This window comes from Ochrobactrum sp. AN78 (assembly GCF_029909885.1).
Lineage (GTDB): Bacteria > Pseudomonadota > Alphaproteobacteria > Rhizobiales > Rhizobiaceae > Brucella > Brucella quorumnocens.
The window spans coordinates 670261-693582 of sequence record NZ_JASAMU010000001.1 but is presented as its reverse complement, the minus strand read 5'-3'; the positions used below and the strand labels follow the sequence as shown (position 1 = coordinate 693582).

The following is a 23322-nucleotide window of genomic DNA, read 5'->3' as shown; positions in this document are numbered from 1 at the left end:
GACCCGATTGCCACAAGCTGTGGCCCCTTTCATTACGAGGCAGTCCACAACCAGTGCGTCGGTCCATAATTGGAGTGTCGAACTCCTAAATTCAAGCTGCTTACAGGGCAGCATTCATAGAATCGTCATCTATCCTGCGCCGTCACAGAAATTTGTACAATAACAAGCTCCCGTTGTATCCAGCATCAGCCAAGACATAGACAAGAAAAAGGCCGCTTGCGCGGCCTTTTTCGAAAAATCAAGCAATCCGTCAGGCAGACGCATTGCCCTTCTCTTCCTGACGCTCTGCGTAGATGTAGAGCGGACGCGCACTACCATCCACCACATCACCGGAAATGACGACTTCCTGCACACCTTCCAGCGTTGGCAACTCGAACATGGTGTCGAGTAGGATCTTTTCCATGATGGAGCGCAGACCACGTGCACCCGTCTTGCGTTCCACAGCCTTGTTGGCGATGGCTCGCAGTGCGTCTTCGTGGAAGCTCAGTTCGACATTTTCCATGTCAAACAAGCGCTGATACTGCTTCACAAGCGCGTTCTTTGGCTCCGTCAGAATTTGTACCAGCGCGTCAACATCGAGATCTTCGAGTGTTGCAATCACTGGCAGACGACCAACGAATTCCGGAATAAGACCGAATTTCAGAAGATCTTCTGGTTCCAATTCCCTGAACACATCGCCGATACGACGGTCTTCGGCTGACTTAACATTTGCACTGAAGCCAATCGACGTCTTTTCACCGCGAGCCGAGATGATCTTGTCGAGACCAGCAAAAGCACCGCCGCAGATGAACAGGATGTTCGTCGTATCCACCTGCAGGAACTCCTGCTGTGGATGCTTGCGACCACCCTGAGGAGGCACGGAAGCGACAGTGCCTTCCATGATCTTCAGAAGCGCCTGCTGAACACCTTCGCCCGACACGTCACGCGTGATCGAAGGGTTGTCCGACTTGCGGCTGATTTTGTCGACTTCGTCGATATAAACGATGCCGCGCTGCGCGCGTTCAACGTTGTAATCTGCCGACTGAAGAAGCTTCAGAATGATGTTTTCGACGTCTTCACCAACATAGCCGGCTTCGGTCAATGTCGTTGCATCGGCCATAGTGAACGGCACATCAATAATACGAGCGAGCGTCTGAGCAAGATAGGTCTTGCCGCAACCTGTCGGACCGACCAACAGAATGTTGGACTTCGCAAGTTCGATATCGCTGCTCTTCGACTGATGCGCGAGACGCTTATAGTGATTGTGCACGGCAACCGAGAGAACGCGCTTCGCATCCTTCTGGCCAATGACATAATCGTCAAGAACGTCCATAATTTCCTGCGGCGTAGGCACACCTTCGCGTGACTTCACCATCGAGGTTTTGTTTTCCTCGCGGATGATATCCATGCAAAGTTCGACGCACTCGTCGCAGATAAATACGGTCGGACCTGCAATCAGCTTACGCACTTCATGCTGGCTTTTGCCACAGAACGAGCAATAAAGCGTATTCTTTGAATCGCCGCCGCTGTTGCTGACTTTGCTCATTGCAGTTTCCTTTCAATAAACCGAAATGAACGACAACCTCATCGCGTGTTCATTTCGATCGTTTTTTCCGGTTCGGATCCATTTGGGAAGCAAAACACACTTCCTTGGCGGTCCATCAGCAGCTTCAACGCGCTGCTTCTAGTCTCGGGATTCCAGTCACCGCAGGCTTCCCGACCGAAGAAGCCTTAAGTGATGACTTTTGCAGAACCTAAAGCGGGGAACAATTGAAAAATCAGGTTCCCCGACGAGATTCCGCATAATCTGAACAATTTTAGCGCCCTGAACCCCAACAGATGCTTAACGCGACACGTTAACTTTCACGTACGACCAAGAAATAAGCCGCTTTTGTGGCAGAGGACGCTAAAATTACAGTAAGCCGGGTAAACCGGCTCCTGTTCACTTCGATTCTTCAGCACCAGTTTCGCGTGATTCGATCACTTTATCGATCAAACCGAACTCCAGCGCTTCCTGCGCAGTCATGAAGTGATCACGATCAAGTGTACGCTCAATCGTCTCGTAATCACGACCGGTGTGCTTGACGTAAATCTCGTTGAGGCGGCGCTTCATCTTGATGATGTCCTGCGCATGTCGCTCGATATCCGACGCCTGCCCCTGGAAACCACCAGACGGCTGATGCACCATGATACGAGCATTTGGCAGCGCAAAACGCTGACCGGTTGCACCGGCGGTCAGCAGCAGCGAGCCCATCGACGCAGCCTGACCCATGCAAAGCGTGGAAACGGGCGGCTTGATGAATTGCATCGTGTCATAGATCGCCATACCGGAGGTCACAACGCCGCCGGGCGAGTTAATATACATGTTGATCTCTTTCTTCGGATTTTCCGATTCAAGAAAGAGAAGCTGCGCGCAAATCAGCATCGACATGCCGTCTTCGACAGGACCGTTGACGAAGATGATGCGCTCTTTCAGCAAGCGCGAGAAGATATCATAGGCCCGCTCACCACGGTTGGTCTGCTCAACCACCATCGGCACGAGGTTCATGACGGTTTCAATGGGATCTCTCATTATGGGCCTCTGGATATTTATGGCGAATAGGACGAATTTGAATCGTATGGATTACCCATACATAGGGCTTTGCAGCCCTGTTCCGCAAGATGCCGATCAATCCCAGTCGGAATCATCAATGACAGGCTTAATGCCACGTTTCTCATCGAGCATTTTACGTGATGTCTCAGTCAGACGTGCACGGATACGGACCGACCCATCCTCGAGATCTTCGCGTTTTACATCGCTGCCGTGCTGGTAAATCCAGTCAAGGATATGCATCTCAAACGGAGACAACACGACATCGACCGAACCCAGCGCCCCTGCAATGCGGGTCTCGATAAGCGAAAGCAACCTGTCAACACCCTCACCCGTCCAGGCTGAAAGCGGAATCGGACGCCCCTCATCGCTGCCAGCCGCCGCAAGACGAGATGCTGCCTCGCGCCCTGATTCATCCAGATTATCGATCTTGTTCCATATCTGGATCACGCGTTTGTGGTCATGAGGCTCGACACCAAGACCGGCGAGAATACTCTCGACGTCCTCTGCTTGTGCAGCATTATCCGGATCGGAAATATCGCGCACATGCAAGATCAGGTCAGCCTCGACGACTTCTTCAAGCGTCGCACGAAACGCCGCGACCAGATGGTGCGGAAGGTTCGAGATGAAACCCACGGTATCGGACAAGATAACCGTTTCGCCGTGCGGAAGGCGGATACGACGAAGCGTCGGGTCCAGCGTCGCAAACAGCATATCCTCGGCGAGAACGTCGGCACCAGTCATGCGGTTGAACAATGTCGACTTACCCGCGTTCGTATAACCAACGAGCGCCACGACCGGATGCGGCACCTTACGGCGCTTCTGGCGGTGGAGTGTACGCGTGCGAACAACGGTTTCAAGCTCACGTTTTATGCGCAGAATCTTGTCCTGCAACATGCGCCTATCGGCTTCGATCTGCGTTTCACCCGGACCACCCAGGAACCCGCCGCCACCGCGCTGACGCTCAAGGTGGGTCCAGCTTCTGACAAGACGGCCTTTCTGATAATTCAGATGCGCAAGTTCGACCTGCAGCGCACCTTCCTTGGTGCGTGCTCTCTCACCGAAAATTTCGAGAATGAGACCCGTACGATCGATGACCTTGACGTTCCACTCTTTCTCCAGATTGCGTTGCTGAACCGGCGTCAGCGAATGATCGACGATAACAAGCCCGATTGACTTGTCTTCGAGAATTTCAGCAATCGCCTCTACCTTACCTGTTCCCAGCAAGGTTGCGGGACGCGGTGTGTTCACCACTACATTTTCGGCGTGAGCAATTTCAAGATTGATCGCACGTGCAAGACCAACGGCTTCCTCCAGCCGCGCTTCATTAGAACGCTGAAACTGGGGCCTTTCGCCTTCTTCACTTGCAGTGCTTGTATTGTGCCGTTCTGGCAATATAGGAACGATAACCGCTGCTCTGGTAGGTTCTGGTTCAGACAGACCAAATCCCTTTTTTTCATCTGCAGGCGATACGTTCTTATCTTTGAATTTCGACAAATAAATTTACTCCGGGATACGGAAACGAACTACCTACGCAGATAGGTCTCCGCACAAGCGGTTTCAAATAGAAGACGCCCCGGCTAATCAAATCACAATCCGAAAGCCATTTCTGGCCGGATTAGAATCGAAAAAACTGGAGCGGAGTGACAGCTTTGCGAAATCACCACGCTCCAGCGAAAAACTGGCCAGATAAACTGGTAAGCGTCAGACTTCCTCGCCCTCGAACATCTGCACAGGCTGGCTTGGCATGATGGTCGAAATTGCATGCTTATAAACAAGCTGCGAATGGCCATCGCGACGCAGCAATACGCAGAAATTGTCAAAAGACGTCACGATACCCGTGAGTTTCACACCATTGATAAGAAAGATGGTCAGTGAAATTTTCTGCTTGCGTACAGAGTTGAGAAAAAGGTCTTGAAGATTTTGCGATCGTTCAGCCATTGTTTTTATTCCTTTAATCGATCAGCAGTCAGCTCGCCAAATGCCAGACGAACACGCGCACACACATAAATCAAGCTCCCGGATTGCGCAAAACCGGTCGCTGATCGCAATTGCTGTGGAAAGACAACTGCTTCGCTCTTTAGCTTCGGTTAACAGGATGGGAATCTTTGCGCAACCGGCAATTTCAAATGCGGGTAAGCAAATCTTACAGGCTTCGCAAATCTGGCATAATTTTCAATGAGCTGAAAGGAAAAGGCCATCGGACAGTTTATTGAGCTGTCGTGAGAACCTCTTGGCGCGGCGCATCCAGCAATGGTTTCACGCGGTCGATTGCCCACATATAAAAGCTTCCAGGCTGGAGAGAAACGACTTCCTTGTGTTTCTTATGAATATGAAAGCCGATAAAGTCTGGATGCTTTATTGGCTCCAAGCCATAAGCAGGATCATAGATGCGGGTAGCTTCCTTCCCGACCCAGTAATAAAAGTTCTCCTGCGGCGCCGCGTTTTTGAAAATACCGTATTTTCTGGCGAGACGTGAAATGCCGTCATTGCCAAAGATAGTAATACCAATAGATGCTGGCGTGACTTCTTTACCAGTCATTCGATAGTAGAAGGGCCGCAGCTTACCGCGCCTCAGGCCAAGCCAGCGCGGCAATGCATAGGTTGCCGCAACATATGCTTCAAATTCGCGAATAATCGGATGATTGTGTGGCAGATAAAGCGCCGACACTCCGACACGGAAACGATTTTCCCGTGCTACGTAGGGCTTCGATGGATCGGGATGAAACTGTTTGAGCAGATAGACGTCTGTATCAAGCCAAACGCCCTGTTTGTGCTTCATCAGCATGATACGGAAAATATCGCTGAACTGAACAATTGTGATCTGGTCACGAAAATGCGGATAACCCGGGTCCAGCCTTTTAAACACCAGCTCAGGAAGTATCTTGTTGGCGTCATGCAATTCCACACCTGGAGGAACATTTTCAATCGGTGCGTATGAAAAAAGCTTCACACGCTGGCCAGTCATCACCATGGAGGCCAGACACATACGATCAACTTCACGTAACCGCGGTCCGTACCAGAACGTGCAGATATCCATAAAAGCCCCGAGGAAAATGCCGACGCGTTAAATAAACGCCGGGTAATCAGAAAAATTCAAGGCTAACACGGAACATTTGTTCCACATGCTTGATTGCGTCCGCAGTAGCGAAAATCACCACACGATCTTTCGGTTTGATGCGGACATTACCATTGGGCTGAATGACCTGCCCGTCGCGATAAATCGCGCCGATTCGCAAACCTTCCGGCAGATCAAGGTCACGCAGAGGTGCACCAACCAATGAGGAGGTCTCAAGCGCTTCTGCCTCAATAATTTCAGCCATGTCACGATAGACACTATAGACCGCTCGGATACGTCCGCGACGCACGTGCTGGAGTATCTTCGATACGGTCACTGCCTTTGGGTTAATATAGGCATCGATTCCCACCATGTGGGTGAAGTCCTGATATGCGACCGTGTTGATCAGCGCCATGTTCGCCTTGCATCCGAGTCGCTTCGCCATGATGCTTGAGAGAATGTTGACCTGATCCTGGTTGGTCAGTGCAACAAACAGATCGGCATCCTCAATATCGGCTTCCTGCAAAAGCGCCTGATCAAGCGCACTGCCATGCAGAACCATTGTCCGATTCAACTGATCTGCTATCGCAAAAGCGCGCTCATGCTCACTTTCGATCATCTTGATCCGCGTTTGCCATTTGCGCTCTTCAATCGCCTTGGCAACATAGAGGCCGATATTGCCGCCGCCAGCAATGACAATACGATGTGCTTCCGGCTTCTCATGTCCAAACAATGACAGCGTTCTGCGCACCTGTTCACGCGTTGTCACCACATAGGCGAGATCACCGGCATGAAGCTGATCTGTCGAGCGCGGAATAAAGAGACTGCCATTGCGCACAACGCCAACGACCGTAGCAGCAAGATCCGGAAACAGGTCCGACAGTTGCTTAAGCGGTGTATTGATGACGGGGCATTCTTCAAGGCACTCGATTGCAAGACCGATGATCTTATCGTCTGCAAATCGCAGGACGTCAGTCGCCCCCTGCAACGCGATGCGCCGCAAGACAACTTCACCAACTTCCAGTTCCGGTGAAATAATGACGTCGATGGGCAGGTTTTCACGCAGGAACAGGTCCTGATACTCGGCCTTGAGATAGGACTGCGCGCGAATACGTGCAATCTTGGTCGGCACGTTGAAAACCGAATGCGCCACCTGACAAGCCACCATATTGACTTCGTCAGATAGTGTGACAGCGATAATCATGTCAGCCTCGTTGGCACCGGCGGCGGCCAACACGTCAGGCTGCGACCCATGGCCAACAAATCCGCGGACATCCAGCGTGTCACGCACAATCTCGATATGTCGTGCAGAAGTATCAATTACGGAGACGTCATTTTCTTCGGCCGCGAGCCGCTCAGCTATGCCGTAGCCGACCTGCCCTGCTCCGCACACAATAACGCGCATATCAATCCGCCTGCCCTAAACTAACTAAAACTGTTATACGCCTAGCGATTTCAGTTTGCGATGCAAAGCCGAGCGTTCCATGCCGACAAATTCGGCAGTACGCGAGATATTGCCACCAAAGCGGTTGATCTGTGCAATCAGATATTCTTTCTCGAAACGCTCACGTGCTTCGCGCAAAGGCAACGCCATGATGTGCTGATCGGATTCCGTTGGTGCACGCGGCAGCGTGTCACCAATTTCGGCCGGCAAAAGATCTGCTGTTACTGGCGCTTCTGGATCGTCGCCACGCGCCAGAATCATCACGCGTTCCACATTATTGCGCAGCTGGCGAATATTGCCCGGCCAACTGTGCGACTGCAAAACCGCCATCGCATCGGAACCGATTTTGCGCGGTTTGATACCGGCCTGTTCGGCAATCTGCGTCATGAAATATTCGACCAGCGCCGGTATATCTTCGCGGCGCGCTGCAAGGGCTGGCACGTGCACCGGCACCACCGAAAGACGATGGAACAGGTCTTCGCGGAAAGTGCCTTCGGCAATCATGCCTTCGAGGTTCTGTGCGGTCGAAGAAATGATGCGGACATCCACCTTCACACGCTTTGTTCCACCCACACGCTCAAATTGCTGATCAACCAGAACACGCAAAATCTTGTTCTGCGTCTCGCGCGGCATATCGGCAACTTCATCGAGATAGAGAATGCCGCCATGCGCTTCTTCAAGCGCACCGACTTTACGCTCTCCGCCATCCATTTCTGTGCCAAACAGCTCGATTTCCATACGCTCTGGCGTAATGGTCGCAGCATTGACTGTCACAAACGGTCCATTGGCGCGGGTTGATTGCGCATGAATGGCGCGTGCGGCCAATTCCTTGCCAGCGCCCGAAGGACCAGTGATCATGATGCGACTATTGGTTGGTGCCACGCGCTCAATTGTCTGACGGAGCTGATTGATAGCCAACGAAGCACCGATCAAATCCATACTGTTGCCACTGCGCTTACGCAGGTTGGAAACTTCACGCTTGAGCTTGGATGTCTCCAAAGCGCGTTCCGCAACCAGAATAAGACGGTCGGCCTTGAATGGTTTCTCGATAAAATCATACGCACCGCGACGGATCGCGGACACCGCTGTTTCAATATTACCGTGACCGGAAATCATAACAACGGGCAGCTCCGGATGTTGCTTCTTGATCTCGTCAAGCAATGCAAGCCCATCAAGACGGCTGCCTTGTAACCAGATATCGAGGAACACCAGACGCGGCACACGATCGTCGATGGCTGCAAGCGCGCTGTCAGCGTCAAAAGCGGTACGTGTTTCATAGCCTTCGTCGCTCAGAATACCTGCAACGAGTTCCCGAATGTCCGCTTCGTCGTCAACTACAAGAATATCGGCTGCCATATCAATTCACCTGTCCAATTATCTTGTTTCCGTGACTTCCCTCTTCCGTACCGGTTGCACCGGTGGAAACCTCAGGAAAGATCATACGTATCATTGCGCCACGTCCTCCGTGGAAATCTGCTGGCGCATCATGCAATTCCAAATGTCCGCCATGCTCCTCAACAATCTTGCGAACGATGGCGAGACCGAGCCCCGTGCCCTTTTCACGTGTGGTCATGTAGGGCTCGAGGAGTTTCTGACGGTCATCACCCGGCAAGCCTTTACCGTTGTCGATAACATCCACCACCAGCTGCCCGTCGAGTTTTTGCGAACGAACGAGAATATAACCATCCCCGCGCTCTTCCTTGGAAACCGCATCAATCGCCTCACTGGCGTTCTTGATGACATTACCAAAGGCCTGCCCAAGCAACCGGCTATCGAATGAACCGATAAGCTTTTCAGAACCATATTCATGGTTGAAATGAATGTCCTGTCGGCTGACTTCGATAAGGAAAGATGCTTCCCGAAGCGCCTCGCGCAAGTCCATTGCGCGCATTTCCGGCTTCGGCATCCGTGCGAAAGCTGAAAACTCGTCAACCATGCGACCGATATCACCGACCTGCCGGATGATCGTTTCCGTGCATTGATCAAAGACTTCGCGGTCTTCCGTAATTACCTTGCCGTAGCGACGACGAATACGTTCTGCAGAAAGTTGAATCGGGGTCAGTGGGTTCTTGATTTCATGTGCGATACGGCGCGCAACATCGGCCCATGCCGAAGAACGCTGCGCCTGCACAAGATCGGTAATATCATCGACAGTCACGACATAGGAATAATCGTCAGATTCTGCATCTTCCACCGTAACCTGCACATTGAAGTTACGTGCCGCACCTCCGCGCGTCATGCTGACCTGTTCGCGATGCACCGTGCGTTCTGTCGTACGTGCAACCTCAAAGGCCTGCCCGATTTCCGGCGCGATACTGCTAAGGCTTTTGCCGATTGCATCCTGTGAACTCACCCCGAACATATGTTCAGCGGAGCGATTGAGGATCGAAATGGAACCATCAGATTCAATACCGATAACACCTGCGGTTACGCCTGAAAGCACCGCTTCCGAGAACCGGCGGCGCTCATCGATCTGATCTTTTGCAGAAAGAAGCTCGTTACGCTGGCTCTTCAGCTCCGCAACCATGTTGTTGAACGTACCCGAAAGCGCGCCGACGTCTCCGTCCGACGAACGGACTGGCACCGAAATATCGAGGTTGCCCGCCGCCACATCATCAGCCGCTCCAATCAACAGGCGGATTGGGCGCACAAGGCGGTCAGCGACAGCAATACCAGTCCATATAGCCGATAGCAAAACAATCAGCGTCAAACCGAAGTAGAGCAGCGCGAAAGCTATCTGGGTCGGAATACGGTTGGCATCCATCTCCTGATAACGAGCTGTATTGGCTTCCATCAGGCGCATGGCTTCCAGAATCTGCTGATCGACGGCACGGACCGTGTAGAGATAGAGATCCGGTATTTCGCGCATCTTGATGACCGCACCGACGAAATTACTGTTGCCGGGTGGAATAATCACAGGCTTACCATCAACAGCAGTCTTCAACGCATCCTCGGTGGGCGGCGGAAGGCGTGTCTCGACACCAGTTTCGCTTTTTACAACGACATCGCCGCCTTCACGCACCAGAAATGCGCCCAGCAAGCCACGACCACCCGCTTGGAGAGTCATGTAGCGAATGAACCCGCCCCGATCGAGGCTGTAAAGCGTGCGCTGGGCATCCAGCTCCTGCAACATCGAGAACGACGTGCTTTGCAGATTGAGTGCCGTTTCGCGAATATACGCAGTGGTCAGACTTTGCGATGAACTTACGATGTCGCGCGTGTTGGTATCAAACCAGCGATCAAGACCGAGATTGAGCGTTACCGAGGCAACAATTGCCACCACGATAGCGGGAACAGCTGCGATCAATGAAAACAGCGCGACGATGCGGACATGCAGCCGGGAAGCTGCCTTCCCCGATCTACGAGCCGAGACGATGCGGAAAATCTCGCGGCAAATCAGCAGAATCAAGAAAACAATCAACGCAACATTGACGATAACCAACGCAATCGTCACATTGCGGTCAGGCGTGATTGGCGTGATACCAATAAGAATGGCAAAAGAAATCGACGCCGTGATCAGCGCTGAAACAACGGTGATAATACCAGGCAACGCAAGAAGCCTGCGCCCCTCACCCGCGCGTGATGATCGCTCTTCACCGTCTATATCCGTCGTCAGATTCGCTGTGTTCATGTTAACCATGTTACCCAATAGCGTTGCATCTATGCAACGCATTGTGGCGAAAATGCAACGATTGTTTACAGCTAAAATAAGAGTGTCGAAAGGGTGAGCGGATTTCGGGCCGTTTCGGCGTGTAATGATGGTTTAGCTTTGTTTAGCGCCGCGATAGATGTTGACGCCAAGTTCCCTGATCTTCTTCCGCAACGTGTTGCGGTTCAACCCAAGAATCTCCGCCGCCTTGATTTGATTGCCACGCGTAGCGGTGAGACAAGCGAGGATGAGCGGATATTCCAATTCTGCCAGAACGCGATGATAGAGACCTGGTGGTGGCAGATCAGAGCCAAAGGATGCGAAATAGCGCTGCATATTGTGCTCCACCACCTGTGAAATGGTGATGTTTTCGATATCGCCAGATGTGGCAACCGGAACATCGGGCTTTGAAAGCTCCGCCTTCAGTTCGGCTTCGATTATCTCTGGAGAAATTTCTTCCTGCGGGTAAAGCGCTGCCAACCGGCGCACAAGGTTTTCCAGCTCGCGCACGTTGCCCGGCCATGGATAGCGACGCATCATGTCGAAACCCGCAGCGGTAATGCGTTTCTCCGGCAGCCCCTCTTCAGCGGCTCGCTTGAAGAAATGGCGCACCAGATCTGGCACGTCCTCACTGCGCTCACGCAATGGCGGCAAGCGCAGCGGCACAACATTCAGACGGTAATAAAGGTCTTCGCGGAACAGACCCTGTGCGATGAGCTGGCGCAAATCCTTGTTGGTCGCGGCCACGATACGCACATCGGTCTTGATCGGCGTGCGGCCACCGACCGTCATATATTCGCCCTGCTGCAACACGCGCAGCAAACGCGTCTGCGCCTCCATTGGCATATCGCCGATTTCATCGAGAAAAAGTGTTCCGCCATTGGCCTGTTCAAAACGTCCGCTTGAACGGTTCTGCGCGCCGGTAAAGGCACCTTTTTCATGGCCAAACAATTCAGATTCAATCAGATCACGCGGAATAGCCGCCATATTGATGGCAACAAACGGTCCTTTGCGACGGCGGCCATATTCATGCAGTGCGCGCGCAACCAATTCCTTGCCTGTGCCCGACTCACCTGTGACCATCATGGTCAGGTCGGTCTGCATCATACGAGCCAAGACGCGATAGATTTCCTGCATTGCAGGTGAACGCCCCACCAGCGGCATGTTTTCGGCTTGCTCATCAGGCATAGCGGCTGCAGGCTTATGCTTTGGCTCAGAAAGCGCACGACCAACAATATTGATGAGCTCAGTTAGATCGAAGGGCTTGGGCAGATATTCATAGGCACCGGCCTCAGAGGCACGGATTGCGGTCATGAAAGTATTCTGCGCGCTCATCACCACGATTGGCAGATCAGGGCGCATCTTCTTGATGCGCGGGAGCAGATCAAACGCGTTCTCGTCCGGCATATTGACGTCGGTAATGACCAGATCACCATCACCAGCAGCCACCCAGCGCCAGAGTGATGTTGCATTGGACGTCACCCGAACATCATAACCTGCACGGGACAGCGCCTGATTAAGCACTGTGCGAATTGCAGCATCGTCATCCGCGACGAGAATCGTACCTGTCGGACGTCCGGCAATCATGCGTTATCTCCTGTCTTTGCAGACATCTTCGGGCTTTTTGAACCCACATTATCGGCAGAACTCTTCCACGCAGGCATCAGTATGCGGAATGTCGTGCGGGATGGATGGCTGTCGCACTCAATCACACCGCCATGATCACCGATGATCTTGGCAACAAGCGCCAGCCCCAGGCCTGAACCATTGGTCTTTGTGGTCACAAAGGGATCAAACAGATGCGGCAGCATATCGTCAGGCACACCCGGGCCGTTATCGTGCACGCAGAATTCGAGTGGCAAAGCTACGCGGTCGCTCGCACCCGGAACTTGTAGCCGAATGCCCGGACGATAAGCCGTTGATAGCGTGATCTCCGCCCCTTCGCGGCTTCCGAGAGCCTCAGCTGCATTCTTCACCAGATTGAGAAACACCTGGACCAACTGATCCCGATTGGCAAAGACCGGTGGCAATGACGGATCATATTCCTCAACAAAGCGAATGTGCCGCGCAAATCCGTTGCGTGCGATTGCCTTCACATGATCAAGCACCGAGTAAATATTCACTGCAGTGCGCTCGATAGGTCGTTCATCGGAAAACACTTCCATACGATCTACGAGCTTCACGATGCGATCAGTTTCATCGGTAATGAGCCGCGCAAGCGCGCGATCCTCATCTGTGACTACCTGTTCAAGCAATTGTGCTGCACCGCGGATACCTGAAAGCGGGTTTTTGATCTCATGCGCCAGCATGGAAGCAAGCCCTGTGACCGAACGCGCAGCACCACGATGCGTCATCTGGCGATCGATCTTCTCCGCCATGGTCTTTTCCTTGAACAGGATCACCACAGCGCCCGGCGTCTCGATCACCGGAGCCACATAAAGATCAACAATGCGCTCGGCACCCAGCTTGGGAGACGAGATATCGACGCGGTACTCGTTAACCGGTACCTGGCTGGTGCGAACCTGATCGACCAAAGCCAATAGCGGGCTTCCGAAAGGAAGAAAGGACTCCAGCCGGTTACGTGCCAGAATGGAGGAGCCTGAGCGAAAAAACTGCTCCGCATCCATATTAGCGTAAACGATGTGATTGTCAGTGCTGACCATGATAACAGGTTGGTTGATCGCATCCAGAATTATGCCCGGGATGCCACCGGCTTCGGCTCTTCCGACCATCATGCGACCTTTCTGATTGCGTCTGCATGATTTGCATCACGCAGAAAAACGCGGGCGAGCGCTGCGATAACCGCTTCAGGGTCGGTGAGCGTCATGATTTCAGCCTTAGCTTTTTTGGATTTTTCTGGCGACGAGAATGCCTTGTCCACGTGGCGATCCAGATACCAGCCGAGATGCTTTCTCGCATGACGGATACCAGTTTTGCTGCCATAATGGTCGAGCATATCTTCGTAATGTCTTATAACATAAGAAAGAATTTGTTCTGGAGAACGCGGAGCGAAATCGCTGCCTGCAATAGCGCCCGCAAGCCACGGTTGACCATAGGAAGCGCGCCCAACCATCACGGCGTCCGCGCCCGAACGGCGCAACAATTCTCTTGCATCGTCACGCGATAACACATCACCGTTGGCAACCAGTGGAATCTTCACCACATCGCGTACAGCATGAATGGCATCCCAATCAGCACTACCTTCGTAAAACTGGCATCTGGTGCGGCCATGCACCGTCACCATCGCAATGCCCGCATCTTCGGCGCGCTTTGCCAATTCCGGCGCATTGATACTGTTTTCATCCCAGCCAAGACGCATTTTGAGTGTAACCGGAACTTTGACGGCATTAACTGTGGCTTCAACCAATGTCATCGCGTGGTCGAGATCGCGCATCAGCGCTGAACCGGAATAGCCGCCCGTCACCTTCTTGGCGGGGCAGCCCATATTGATATCGATGATATCCGCACCCTCGCCTTCGGCAATCTTGGCGGCTTCACCCATCCAGTGCGCTTCACGTCCTGCGAGTTGCACAACATGCGTACCCAGCCCTTCACCGGAAAGGCGCAGCATGCTTTCTTTATGCCGATTGCAGAGCTCTGCACTCGCAACCATCTCCGAAACGACCATGCCAGCCCCAGCCTCGGCAGCGCGTTTTCGGAATGGGAGGTCGGAAACACCCGACATGGGCGCGAGAAAAACGCGGTTTTGAAGGGCCACGCCACGTATGTTTAGAGGTTGTTCGAGGAGAGTCACCAAGAAATGCCCATTTGATGTGCATGATGCAATTAGCACACACTTTAATCATTCAATGCGTTGAACGCAAGGAAAAGCACATGCCTGCGATGATAAATCGATTGCCGTCTGGCAATTATTTGCGCAAGGCATTATTCGGCTTGCAGACGATTGTTTGAATAGATGAATCTTTTGGCAAAGGCGACCGACATTTCACGGGCAGCAGCAGTCATCGTAGCCGCAGGGCGTGGCGAACGGGCGGGACAGAGCACCGAAGGGCCGAAACAATATCGGCGCATCGGTCGCGAAGCTGTGCTTGCGCGTACGCTGCGTGTTTTCGCTCGATGCACTGAGATTGACCAGATTGTCGTGGTCATTCATGCGGACGATGCAACGCTTTATGAGAACGCCATAGCAGATCATTATTCAAATGTGCGCGTTGTAACCGGTGGCCCCACGCGTCAGGAATCGACACGGCTCGGGCTACTGGCGCTTACCGCAGATGCGCCGCAATATGTGCTCATTCATGATGGCGTGCGCCCCTTCATTGAGCAGGACCTTCTCGCGCGGATTTTTGACAATCTGACGCCAGAAGAAGGTGTACTGCCCGCGCTTGCCGTATCAGATACATTGAAGCAATCGGCCAGCGATGGAACGGTCAAGACAACTGTTCCGCGTGCCGGTCTTTTCTCTGCGCAGACGCCGCAGGCCTTTCCCTTTGCGCCGATCCTCGACGCGCACGAAAAAGCATTCATCAGCGGGCGCTCAGACTTTACTGACGATGCATCCATTGCAGAATCTTTTGGGCTTTCAGTCCGCATCATTGAAGGTTCCGCAGACAATACGAAATTAACGTGGGCCAAAGATATCGAAATGGCCGACAAACGCTTGAGGCATGGCATGACTTCATTTCCAGATATCCGCACCGGCAATGGCTATGACGTTCACAGCTTTGAACCCGGCGACCATGTCACGCTCTGCGGCGTTGCCATTCCACACAACAAGAAGCTGAACGGCCATTCCGACGCAGATGTCGCTCTGCACGCCTTGACCGACGCATTGCTTGCAACCCGTGGCGCGGGCGATATCGGTACGCATTTCCCGCCCTCCGATCCGCAATGGAAAGGTGCCGCATCCCATATTTTCGTTGAACATGCAGTGAAAATCGTCCGCGAAGCTGGTGGGCGCATTGCCAATGCCGATGTGACGATCATTGCTGAAGAGCCAAAGATTGGACCGCACCGTCCCGCTATGACGGAAGCCATGGCAAATATGCTCGGAATTTCGCACGACCGTGTGTCCGTCAAAGCGACTACCAACGAGAAAATGGGCTTTGTTGGCCGTGGCGAAGGTATTGCTGCTATTGTAACAGCAACAGTGATCTATCCCGGGGAGGTTCCGGAATGACATTCATTGCGGAAGCTCAGGCCATTGACGTTCTCAATGCATGCCGCAAGTACGGCACCATGATTGCAACGGCAGAATCCTGCACAGGTGGACTTATCGCAGGCGCGCTGACAGACATTGCCGGTTCGTCTGATGTGGTGGATCGGGGTTTCGTCACCTATTCCAACGAAGCCAAGAACGAAATGATCGGCGTTCCGCTTGTGTTGATCCATCGGATCGGCGCTGTCTCAAAGGAAGTGGCCATTGCCATGGCAGAGGGCGCGCTCGCTCATTCTCGCGCAGGCATCAGTATCGCTGTGACAGGTATTGCAGGTCCCGGCGGCGGGTCAGCTGAAAAGCCCGTTGGCCTTGTGCATATCGCGAGCGCTCGTAAAGGCTTTGCAACACTGCACAAAGAATGCCGCTTTGGTGAAAAATCACGCGAAGATATTCGCCACGAAACCGTGATTGCTGCACTGGCGCTGGTTCTTGAAGCGCTTAAATCGTCAGAACTGGCTTAGACTTAGGCAAGCCCGTAAATCGCGTCAGCACGCTTCTCGAATGCTTCTGAGAATTTGCGGAAAGCCAGATCGAACATCGACCCCATCAGGAGTCCAAGCGTCCTGCTCTTAAATTCATAGTCGATGAAAAATTCGACATCGCATTCATAGCCATCACCAACCGGCTTGAACGTCCAGCGATTATCAAGATAGCGGAACGGACCATCGACATATTTCACGTCGATGACGTTCTCTTCAGGCTTCAAAAACACCTGACTGGTAAAAGTCTCGCGGATCAGCTTATAGCCCACCGTCATATCAGCAATGAGAAACGTCTTACCGTCTTTCTCCTTGCGTGATCGGATCGACAAAGCTTCACACATGGGCAAAAACTGCGGATATTTTTCAACATCCGAAACCAGGGCAAACATCTGGTCTGCCCTGTGGTGAACGCGTCTGACATTCGTAAATTGCGGCATGCGATGTTAAGCCTGTGCTGCGACCTGCGCTTCACGTGCAGCCTTTAGCTTCGCAAAATCATCGCCAGCATGGTGCGATGAACGTGTCAGCGGGCTGGACGCAACAAGCAGGAAGCCCTTGGTACGACCAATCGTCTCGAAGGACTTGAATTCGTCCGGCGTCACAAAACGGATAACCGGATGGTGCTTACGGGTTGGCTGGAGATACTGGCCAATCGTCATGAAATCCACGTCGGCGGAGCGAAGATCGTCCATCAACTGCAGAATTTCATTCCGCTCTTCGCCAAGGCCAACCATGATGCCGGATTTGGTGAAGATCGTCGGGTCGAGTTCCTTCACACGCTGCAACAAGCGGATCGAATGGAAATAGCGCGCACCGGGACGAACCTTGAGATACTTCGAAGGCACCGTTTCCAGATTGTGATTAAACACGTCCGGGCGTGCCTTGACCACGACCTCAAGCGCGCCTTCCTTACGCAGGAAGTCTGGCGTCAGAATTTCGATCGTCGTCTTTGGCGCGGCTTCACGGATCGCAAGAATGACATCGGCAAAATGCTGCGCACCTCCATCGGCCAGATCGTCACGATCGACTGACGTGATTACAACATGCGTCAGCCCCATCTGTTTGACGGCGCGACCCACATTTTCAGGCTCATTCGGGTCGAGAGCCTTCGGAATACCAGTGGAAACGTTACAGAACGCACAAGCGCGGGTGCAGATCTCACCCATGATCATAAAGGTTGCGTGCTTCTTTTCCCAGCACTCACCAATGTTCGGGCAACCAGCTTCTTCGCAAACAGTGACAAGCTTGTTGGAGCGGACGATCTCACGCGTTTCATTATAGCCACGCGAAACGGGGGCCTTGACTCGGATCCAGTCGGGCTTCTTCAAAACTTCATTGTCTGGACGGTGAGCCTTTTCAGGGTGCCGTTGACGTCTCTGGTTCACTGTATCGAGAACTGTAACCATGCTGTTTCCTGCCTATCTGGAACAAAACGCCTGCAGGCCTTGTGCTCCAACAATGGGTAGACCCCTGAATATGGCATGCCCTAACAATTTGAAGCACTGCTACGCAATGCCCATAACTGCGGCTTACCGTCTCGCTGCAATCCCAATCGCTCTGAAAACCAAAGCCCATATGAGACCGAATATAAGGCCGCCGAAGCCAAGTGCCAAGGTCAGTGTCCAGACACCGTACCAGCCGACAATCGCCATTCCGTTGATCGATATAGTGTTTCCGCCGATCAAGCTAAAGCTTCCGGCAAGAAAACCCAGTGCAAGACCGCCTGCGGTACACCATTTTATCATGGGCCAGGCGGCACGCCGCCAAGGCCCTCCATTATCGATCAGTGGAATGTGCTTACTCCTATGTAAGAGCCTTCTAAATTACATATTCAGCGCGCGGCCATAAGCATCCAGCACACTTTCCTTCATTGTCTCGGAAATGGTTGGATGCGGGAAGACCGAATGCATCAGCTCTTCTTCAGTGGTTTCAAGGTTCATCGCGACAACGAAACCCTGAATAAGCTCTGTTACTTCTGCGCCGACGAGATGTGCGCCCAGCAGCTGTCCGGTTTTCTTGTCGAAAATGGTCTTAACCAGACCCTGATCTTCACCAAGTGCGATTGCCTTGCCGTTGGCGACAAATGGGAAACGACCAACGCGAATGTCACGTCCCAGCTCTTTCGCTTTGGCTTCAGTGAGGCCAACGGAGGCGACCTGCGGGTTACAATAGGTGCAGCCGGGGACCATGTTGCGGTCGAGCGGATGAACATTCGGCAAACCGGCAATCTTTTCGACGCAGATAACGGCTTCATGCTCAGCCTTGTGAGCCAGCATTGGTGGACCAGCAACGTCACCGATAGCATAGATGCCATCAACGTTCGTCTTGCAATAAGCATCAATGGCAATGCAACCGCGATCTGTCTTGATGCCGAGTGCTTCAAGGCCGATATTCTCGATGTTGCCCTGAACGCCAACAGCCGAGATCATGCGATCAACGGTCAGCGTCTGAACCTTGCCGTCTTTGGTTTCGATATGAGCGGTCACATTGTTTGTGCCCTTCTCAACCTTCGAAACTTTGGCGTCCGTAATGATCTTGAGGCCACGCTTTTCGAGCTGCTTGCGCGCGAAAGTCGAGATCTCCGCGTCTTCAACCGGCATAATATTCGACATCAGCTCAACGACAGTAACGTCAACGCCCATGTCATTGTAGAACGAAGCGAACTCGATACCGATTGCGCCAGAACCCATGACCAGCATGGTTTTTGGCAGTTCTTGTGGAACCATGGCTTCAAAATAAGTCCAGATCAGCTTGCCATCTGGCTCGATACCTGGAAGCGCACGCGGACGCGCACCAGTCGCAACGATGATGTGCTTCGCTTTGTAAGTGCCCTCGCCCAGCGTGTTCTTTGGCTGTGGCGCCTGTGGTAGCATCGGTGCCTTGGAGGTCTTGGAAACAACGATTTCACCCGGCTTGGAAAGCTTTGCTTCACCCCAGATCACGTCGATCTTGTTCTTCTTCATGAGGAAGCCAACGCCGCCATTCATGCGCTCGGCGATACCGCGCGAGCGGGAAACAACAGCCTTGATGTCTGCAGTGATCGAACCTTCAAGCTTGAGGCCATAATTCTTTGCATGATCAGCGAGGTGCTTCACTTCTGCTGAACGCAGCAGCGCCTTGGTAGGGATACAACCCCAGTTGGAGCAGATACCAGCAAGATGTTCGCGCTCTACAACAGCCGTCTTGAGCCCAAGCTGTGCTGCACGAATAGCGGCGACATAGCCTCCAGGACCCGATCCGATAACAATAACATCGTAACTGTTGGACACGCTCATTCTCCTCGAGTGGTCTTTATGCCGGCTCACCGGCATATCTTTCACTGTTCAAAAAGCCGATATCATCGGCCCAATAATTCACAAACCGAGCACTGCACGAACAACAGGCTCCAGCCCTTGTCCGATTACCCGGGTATTTTCTCTATCCAGATGCACACCATCAAGCGAAGTCGTCTTCGCGACAGTCGAAGCATCAAAAAACGCGCATTTCATTTCATCGGCAAGTCCGGCAAGCAACGGACCTAACTTGGCGGTTTCAACAATACCGCCCGCAAACATCGAAGCAAAAGCCGGATCAGCGCTCTCGCTGATATGTGGTGGCGCTACGATAAGGATTTCAGGAACGGTCGAACCTTCACCATACGGGTGCGAACGAATGATCTGTATCAATCTGCGCATGCCAGAATGGCTTGAAAAAGCGTCACCCACGACCTGTGGCTTCATATCATTGCTACCAAGCAAGATAATAACCAGATCAAGTGGGGAGTGTGTGCCGAGCAATGTTGGCAGAATACGAGCGCCATTGCGGTCTTCTGCTGCCGTATAGTCATCGAAGGCAGTCGTGCGGCCGTTCAGCCCTTCGGCAATGACGTTGGCCTGCGAACCGAGCGCGTTCTGTAAAACTGAAGGCCAGCGATCTTCCAATGGAAGACGCGCGCCATTGGGAGCCTGATAGCCCCACGTCAATGAGTCACCAAAGCATAAAATAGACTTCATGCGTTACGGCTCCGTGGAATATGGATTTGATCAATAAATTGGAAAATAAAACAAAAAAAAGCAAATCCAAGCCACGCAAGCAACTTGCGCATCAATGCATGTTTCTTGACAGCAGAGACGCCGCCAAGGCTTTTCCCGATAGTAGAGGCAACGAAAAGCCTTGGCGTTAATGTCATATTACACCAGCATACCCATTGGGTTTTCGATGTGACGCTTGAAGGCCTGTGCCAGTTCAGCAGCAAGAGCACCATCGACTGCACGATGATCGGTCGAAAGAGTTACGGACATAACTGTCGCAACCTTGATTTCACCGTTCTTGACCACTGCCCGCTGTTCGCCCGCACCGATTGCGAAAATCGTCGCATGCGGTGGGTTGATGATCGCGGCAAAGTCCTTGACGCCAAACATGCCAAGGTTGGACACAGAGGTCGAACCACCCTGATATTCGTCAGGCTTGAGCTTGCGGTCACGCGCACGCTTGGCAAGGTCCTTCATCTCATTGGAAATGGCGGACAATGTCTTCGATTCCGACTGACGCACGATTGGCGTAATCAGACCGCCCGGGATCGACACAGCAACGCCGACATCCGCACGCTTGTGCTTGATCATGCCGCCTTCCGTCCAGGAGACGTTGGCCTCAGGAATATCACGCAGCGCAAGAGCCACAGCCTTGATCACCAGATCGTTGACAGAAAGCTTGTAGGCCGGAACCTCACCTTTCTCTGTCTTGATCAGCGGTGCAGCTGAATTGATCTGCGAACGCAGAGCCAGAAGTGCATCCAGTTCGCAATCGATCGTCAGATAGAAATGCGGAACAGTCTGCTTCGATTCCACCAGACGGCGGGCAATCGTCTTGCGCATGCCGTCGTGAGGAACGATTTCGTATGTGCCTTCTTCAAAGAGCTTGAGGATGGCATCATCCGACTGAGGCTTCGAAGCCGATGCAGTGGCCTGCGGTGCAGCAGATGCAGCCTTCGCGCCACCAGACTTAATAGCAGCTTCAACGTCACGCTGAACGACGCGACCATATGGACCAGAGCCTTTTACAGCCGCAACGTCGACGCCTGCATCCTTAGCGATGCGGCGAGCAAGTGGTGATGCAAAGACGCGTTCACCCTTGTTCTCAGCGCCTTTGCTTGCAGCAGAAGCGGCCGCAGGAGCTTCAGCCTTCGCAGGAGCCGGGGCGGCTGCAGGTGCAGCTTCTTTCTTAGGCTCGTCCTTCGGTGCTTCAGCCTGTGGTGCAGGAGCAGCATCACCGCCCCCTGCTGCATTTTTGGCAGCTTCAGCAACATCCTCGCCGTCTTCGGCGAGAATTGCGATCAACGCGTTGACCTTGACGCCCTCGGTTCCGGCAGGAACCACCAGCTTGGCAACAACGCCTTCGTCGACAGCTTCGACTTCCATCGTCGCCTTATCGGTTTCGATCTCGGCAATCACATCGCCGGACGTTACCTTGTCGCCTTCCTTGACCAGCCACTTGGAAAGATTGCCTTCTTCCATCGTTGGCGAAAGCGCTGGCATGGTGATTTTAATCGGCATGTCCAGTACCTCCTCAGGCGGTGTAGGTCACGGCTTTCACCGCTTCTACCACTTCTGCAACAGTTGGCAGAGCCAACTTTTCAAGATTTGCCGCATATGGCATCGGCACATCCTTGCCAGCGATCGTCAGGATCGGCGCATCGAGGTAATCGAAAGCCTGCTGCATGACGCGGGTGGCAATCTCAGTACCAACGGACGACTGTGGATAGCCTTCTTCCACAGTCACGAGGCGGCCAGTTTTCTTGACCGATTCGACAACTGTCGGAATGTCCATTGGACGGATGGTGCGCAGATCGATGATTTCCACATCGATACCGAGACCGGCCAGCTCTTCTGCAGCCTTGATCGCATAGGTCATGCCGATACCGAACGAAACGATGGTCGCGTCCTTGCCCTGCTTATGAATGCGGGCCTTGCCAATTGGCAAAACGAAATCATCAAGCTTCGGCACATCAAAATGATGACCGTAAAGGATTTCGTTTTCGAGGAAGACTACCGGATTTGGATCACGGATAGCAGCCTTGAGCAGGCCCTTCGCGTCAGCTGCCGTATAAGGCATGACGACCTTGAGGCCCGGAATCTGGCTGTACCATGCAGCATAGCACTGAGAGTGCTGAGCTGCGACGCGGGCAGCTGCACCCGAAGGGCCGCGGAACACCATTGGTGCGCCCATCTGACCACCGGACATATAAAGCGTCTTGGCTGCCGAATTAATGATCTGGTCAATCGCCTGCATGGCGAAGTTGAACGTCATGAATTCAACGACCGGCTTCAGGCCAGCCATTGCGGCACCAACGCCAACACCGGCAAAACCGTGTTCGGTGATCGGGGTATCAACGACGCGGCGCGGGCCGAATTCGTCGAGAAGACCCTGCGTGATCTTGTAAGCACCCTGATATTCGGCAACTTCTTCACCCATGATGAAGACATTTTCGTCACGGCGCATTTCTTCGGCCATGGCATCGCGCAGTGCTTCACGCACAGTTGTCGAAACCATTTCTGTACCGGCTGGAATATCCGGATCAGCAGCAACTTCAACCTTTGGAGTAGCTGGAACGCTATCGGCTTTCTTTTCTTCAGCCTTTGGCGCTTCTTTTGCTTCTTCCTTCGGTGCTTCAGCCTTGGCCGCCGGAGCAGAGCCAATATCAGAGGCGCTTTCACCATCGCCGAGCAGAACTGCGATCGGCGTATTGACCTTCACGCCTTCCGTACCTTCTTCGATGAGAATTTTACCGATTGTGCCTTCATCAACGGCTTCAACTTCCATCGTCGCCTTATCGGTTTCGATTTCCGCGATCACGTCACCAGACGTAACCTTGTCGCCTTCTTTTTTAAGCCACTTGGAAAGTTTGCCCTCTTCCATCGTAGGAGAAAGGGCAGGCATGAGAATTTCTACGGGCATGACAACAC

The 23322-nt window shown here is 53.0% G+C and carries 20 protein-coding genes and 1 pseudogene; 2 read left to right on the top strand and 19 right to left on the bottom strand.

Going from position 1 to position 23322, the window contains the following annotated elements:
• Nucleotides 1–250: 250 nt before the first annotated feature.
• The 12 genes and pseudogenes from clpX to dusB all read right to left on the bottom strand — a co-directional run bounded on the left by clpX (nt 251) and on the right by dusB (nt 14474).
• Nucleotides 251–1525, bottom strand: coding sequence for an ATP-dependent Clp protease ATP-binding subunit ClpX (gene clpX, locus QBD00_RS03340; protein WP_094577336.1), 1275 nt, complete (start codon nt 1523–1525; stop codon nt 251–253).
• A 396-nt stretch (nt 1526–1921) separates the two neighbouring features.
• Entirely contained in the window at nt 1922–2551 is a 630-nt protein-coding gene (gene clpP / locus QBD00_RS03335; RefSeq protein WP_024897130.1) for an ATP-dependent Clp endopeptidase proteolytic subunit ClpP, read from the bottom strand.
• A gap of 96 nt (nt 2552–2647) precedes the next feature.
• On the bottom strand, nt 2648–4066 hold the full coding sequence (hflX, locus tag QBD00_RS03330; RefSeq protein ID WP_095446718.1) for a GTPase HflX: 1419 nt from the start codon (nt 4064–4066) through the stop codon (nt 2648–2650).
• Between the two features lie 207 nt (nt 4067–4273).
• The gene (hfq, locus tag QBD00_RS03325; protein ID WP_007875113.1) at nt 4274–4510 is read right to left on the bottom strand and encodes an RNA chaperone Hfq; all 237 of its coding nucleotides are present in this window, start codon (nt 4508–4510) and stop codon (nt 4274–4276) included.
• A gap of 5 nt (nt 4511–4515) precedes the next feature.
• A pseudogene (locus tag QBD00_RS03320) lies at nt 4516–4732 on the bottom strand (hypothetical protein).
• Nucleotides 4733–4778: 46 nt separating this feature from the next.
• Nucleotides 4779–5609 (bottom strand): capsular polysaccharide synthesis protein, encoded by an 831-nt coding sequence (locus QBD00_RS03315; protein WP_318578633.1) that lies wholly within the window; start codon nt 5607–5609, stop codon nt 4779–4781.
• 46 nt (nt 5610–5655) lie between these two features.
• A complete protein-coding gene (gene trkA / locus QBD00_RS03310; RefSeq protein ID WP_095446719.1) occupies nt 5656–7032 on the bottom strand; it encodes a Trk system potassium transporter TrkA in 1377 nt (458 codons plus the stop codon).
• Between the two features lie 33 nt (nt 7033–7065).
• Complete coding sequence (locus tag QBD00_RS03305) at nt 7066–8427, bottom strand: sigma-54-dependent transcriptional regulator (protein ID WP_151093688.1); 1362 nt, start codon at nt 8425–8427, stop codon at nt 7066–7068.
• A 1-nt stretch (nt 8428) separates the two neighbouring features.
• Complete coding sequence (locus tag QBD00_RS03300; RefSeq protein ID WP_318578632.1) at nt 8429–10744, bottom strand: PAS domain-containing sensor histidine kinase; 2316 nt, start codon at nt 10742–10744, stop codon at nt 8429–8431.
• 90 nt (nt 10745–10834) lie between these two features.
• Nucleotides 10835–12307, bottom strand: a complete 1473-nt coding sequence (gene ntrC, locus QBD00_RS03295; protein WP_095446722.1) for a nitrogen regulation protein NR(I) — start codon at nt 12305–12307, stop codon at nt 10835–10837.
• On the bottom strand, nt 12304–13452 hold the full coding sequence (locus QBD00_RS03290) for a two-component system sensor histidine kinase NtrB (RefSeq protein WP_095447909.1): 1149 nt from the start codon (nt 13450–13452) through the stop codon (nt 12304–12306). Before QBD00_RS03290 ends, ntrC begins: the two co-directional genes overlap by 4 nt.
• On the bottom strand, nt 13452–14474 hold the full coding sequence (dusB, locus tag QBD00_RS03285; RefSeq protein WP_318578631.1) for a tRNA dihydrouridine synthase DusB: 1023 nt from the start codon (nt 14472–14474) through the stop codon (nt 13452–13454). The genes QBD00_RS03290 and dusB overlap by 1 nt, the downstream gene beginning before the upstream one ends.
• Before the next feature lie 162 nt (nt 14475–14636).
• Here dusB and QBD00_RS03280 point away from each other — a divergent pair, with 162 nt between their 5' ends.
• Both QBD00_RS03280 and QBD00_RS03275 read left to right on the top strand, forming a co-directional pair.
• Nucleotides 14637–15860 carry a bifunctional 2-C-methyl-D-erythritol 4-phosphate cytidylyltransferase/2-C-methyl-D-erythritol 2,4-cyclodiphosphate synthase gene (locus QBD00_RS03280; protein WP_235901858.1) on the top strand — a complete coding sequence of 408 codons (1224 nt, stop codon included), beginning with the start codon at nt 14637–14639 and terminating at the stop codon, nt 15858–15860.
• Complete coding sequence (locus QBD00_RS03275) at nt 15857–16360, top strand: CinA family protein (protein WP_095446724.1); 504 nt, start codon at nt 15857–15859, stop codon at nt 16358–16360. The genes QBD00_RS03280 and QBD00_RS03275 overlap by 4 nt, the downstream gene beginning before the upstream one ends.
• Before the next feature lie 2 nt (nt 16361–16362).
• On the opposite strand, the gene QBD00_RS03270 is transcribed toward QBD00_RS03275, so the two are convergent.
• The 7 genes from QBD00_RS03270 to QBD00_RS03240 all read right to left on the bottom strand — a co-directional run bounded on the left by QBD00_RS03270 (nt 16363) and on the right by QBD00_RS03240 (nt 23314).
• The gene (locus tag QBD00_RS03270) at nt 16363–16818 is read right to left on the bottom strand and encodes a type II toxin-antitoxin system RatA family toxin (RefSeq protein ID WP_095446725.1); all 456 of its coding nucleotides are present in this window, start codon (nt 16816–16818) and stop codon (nt 16363–16365) included.
• Nucleotides 16819–16824: 6 nt separating this feature from the next.
• Nucleotides 16825–17787 (bottom strand): lipoyl synthase, encoded by a 963-nt coding sequence (gene lipA / locus QBD00_RS03265; protein WP_318578630.1) that lies wholly within the window; start codon nt 17785–17787, stop codon nt 16825–16827.
• A gap of 123 nt (nt 17788–17910) precedes the next feature.
• Nucleotides 17911–18126, bottom strand: a complete 216-nt coding sequence (locus QBD00_RS03260; protein ID WP_095446727.1) for a hypothetical protein — start codon at nt 18124–18126, stop codon at nt 17911–17913.
• 78 nt (nt 18127–18204) lie between these two features.
• Nucleotides 18205–19650, bottom strand: coding sequence for a dihydrolipoyl dehydrogenase (lpdA, locus tag QBD00_RS03255; RefSeq protein ID WP_151093674.1), 1446 nt, complete (start codon nt 19648–19650; stop codon nt 18205–18207).
• Nucleotides 19651–19734: 84 nt separating this feature from the next.
• Nucleotides 19735–20373 carry an SGNH/GDSL hydrolase family protein gene (locus QBD00_RS03250; protein WP_151093672.1) on the bottom strand — a complete coding sequence of 213 codons (639 nt, stop codon included), beginning with the start codon at nt 20371–20373 and terminating at the stop codon, nt 19735–19737.
• 177 nt (nt 20374–20550) lie between these two features.
• Entirely contained in the window at nt 20551–21912 is a 1362-nt protein-coding gene (locus QBD00_RS03245) for a pyruvate dehydrogenase complex dihydrolipoamide acetyltransferase (RefSeq protein ID WP_318578629.1), read from the bottom strand.
• Nucleotides 21913–21925: 13 nt separating this feature from the next.
• Nucleotides 21926–23314 carry a pyruvate dehydrogenase complex E1 component subunit beta gene (locus tag QBD00_RS03240; RefSeq protein ID WP_095446732.1) on the bottom strand — a complete coding sequence of 463 codons (1389 nt, stop codon included), beginning with the start codon at nt 23312–23314 and terminating at the stop codon, nt 21926–21928.
• Nucleotides 23315–23322 lie beyond the last annotated feature (8 nt).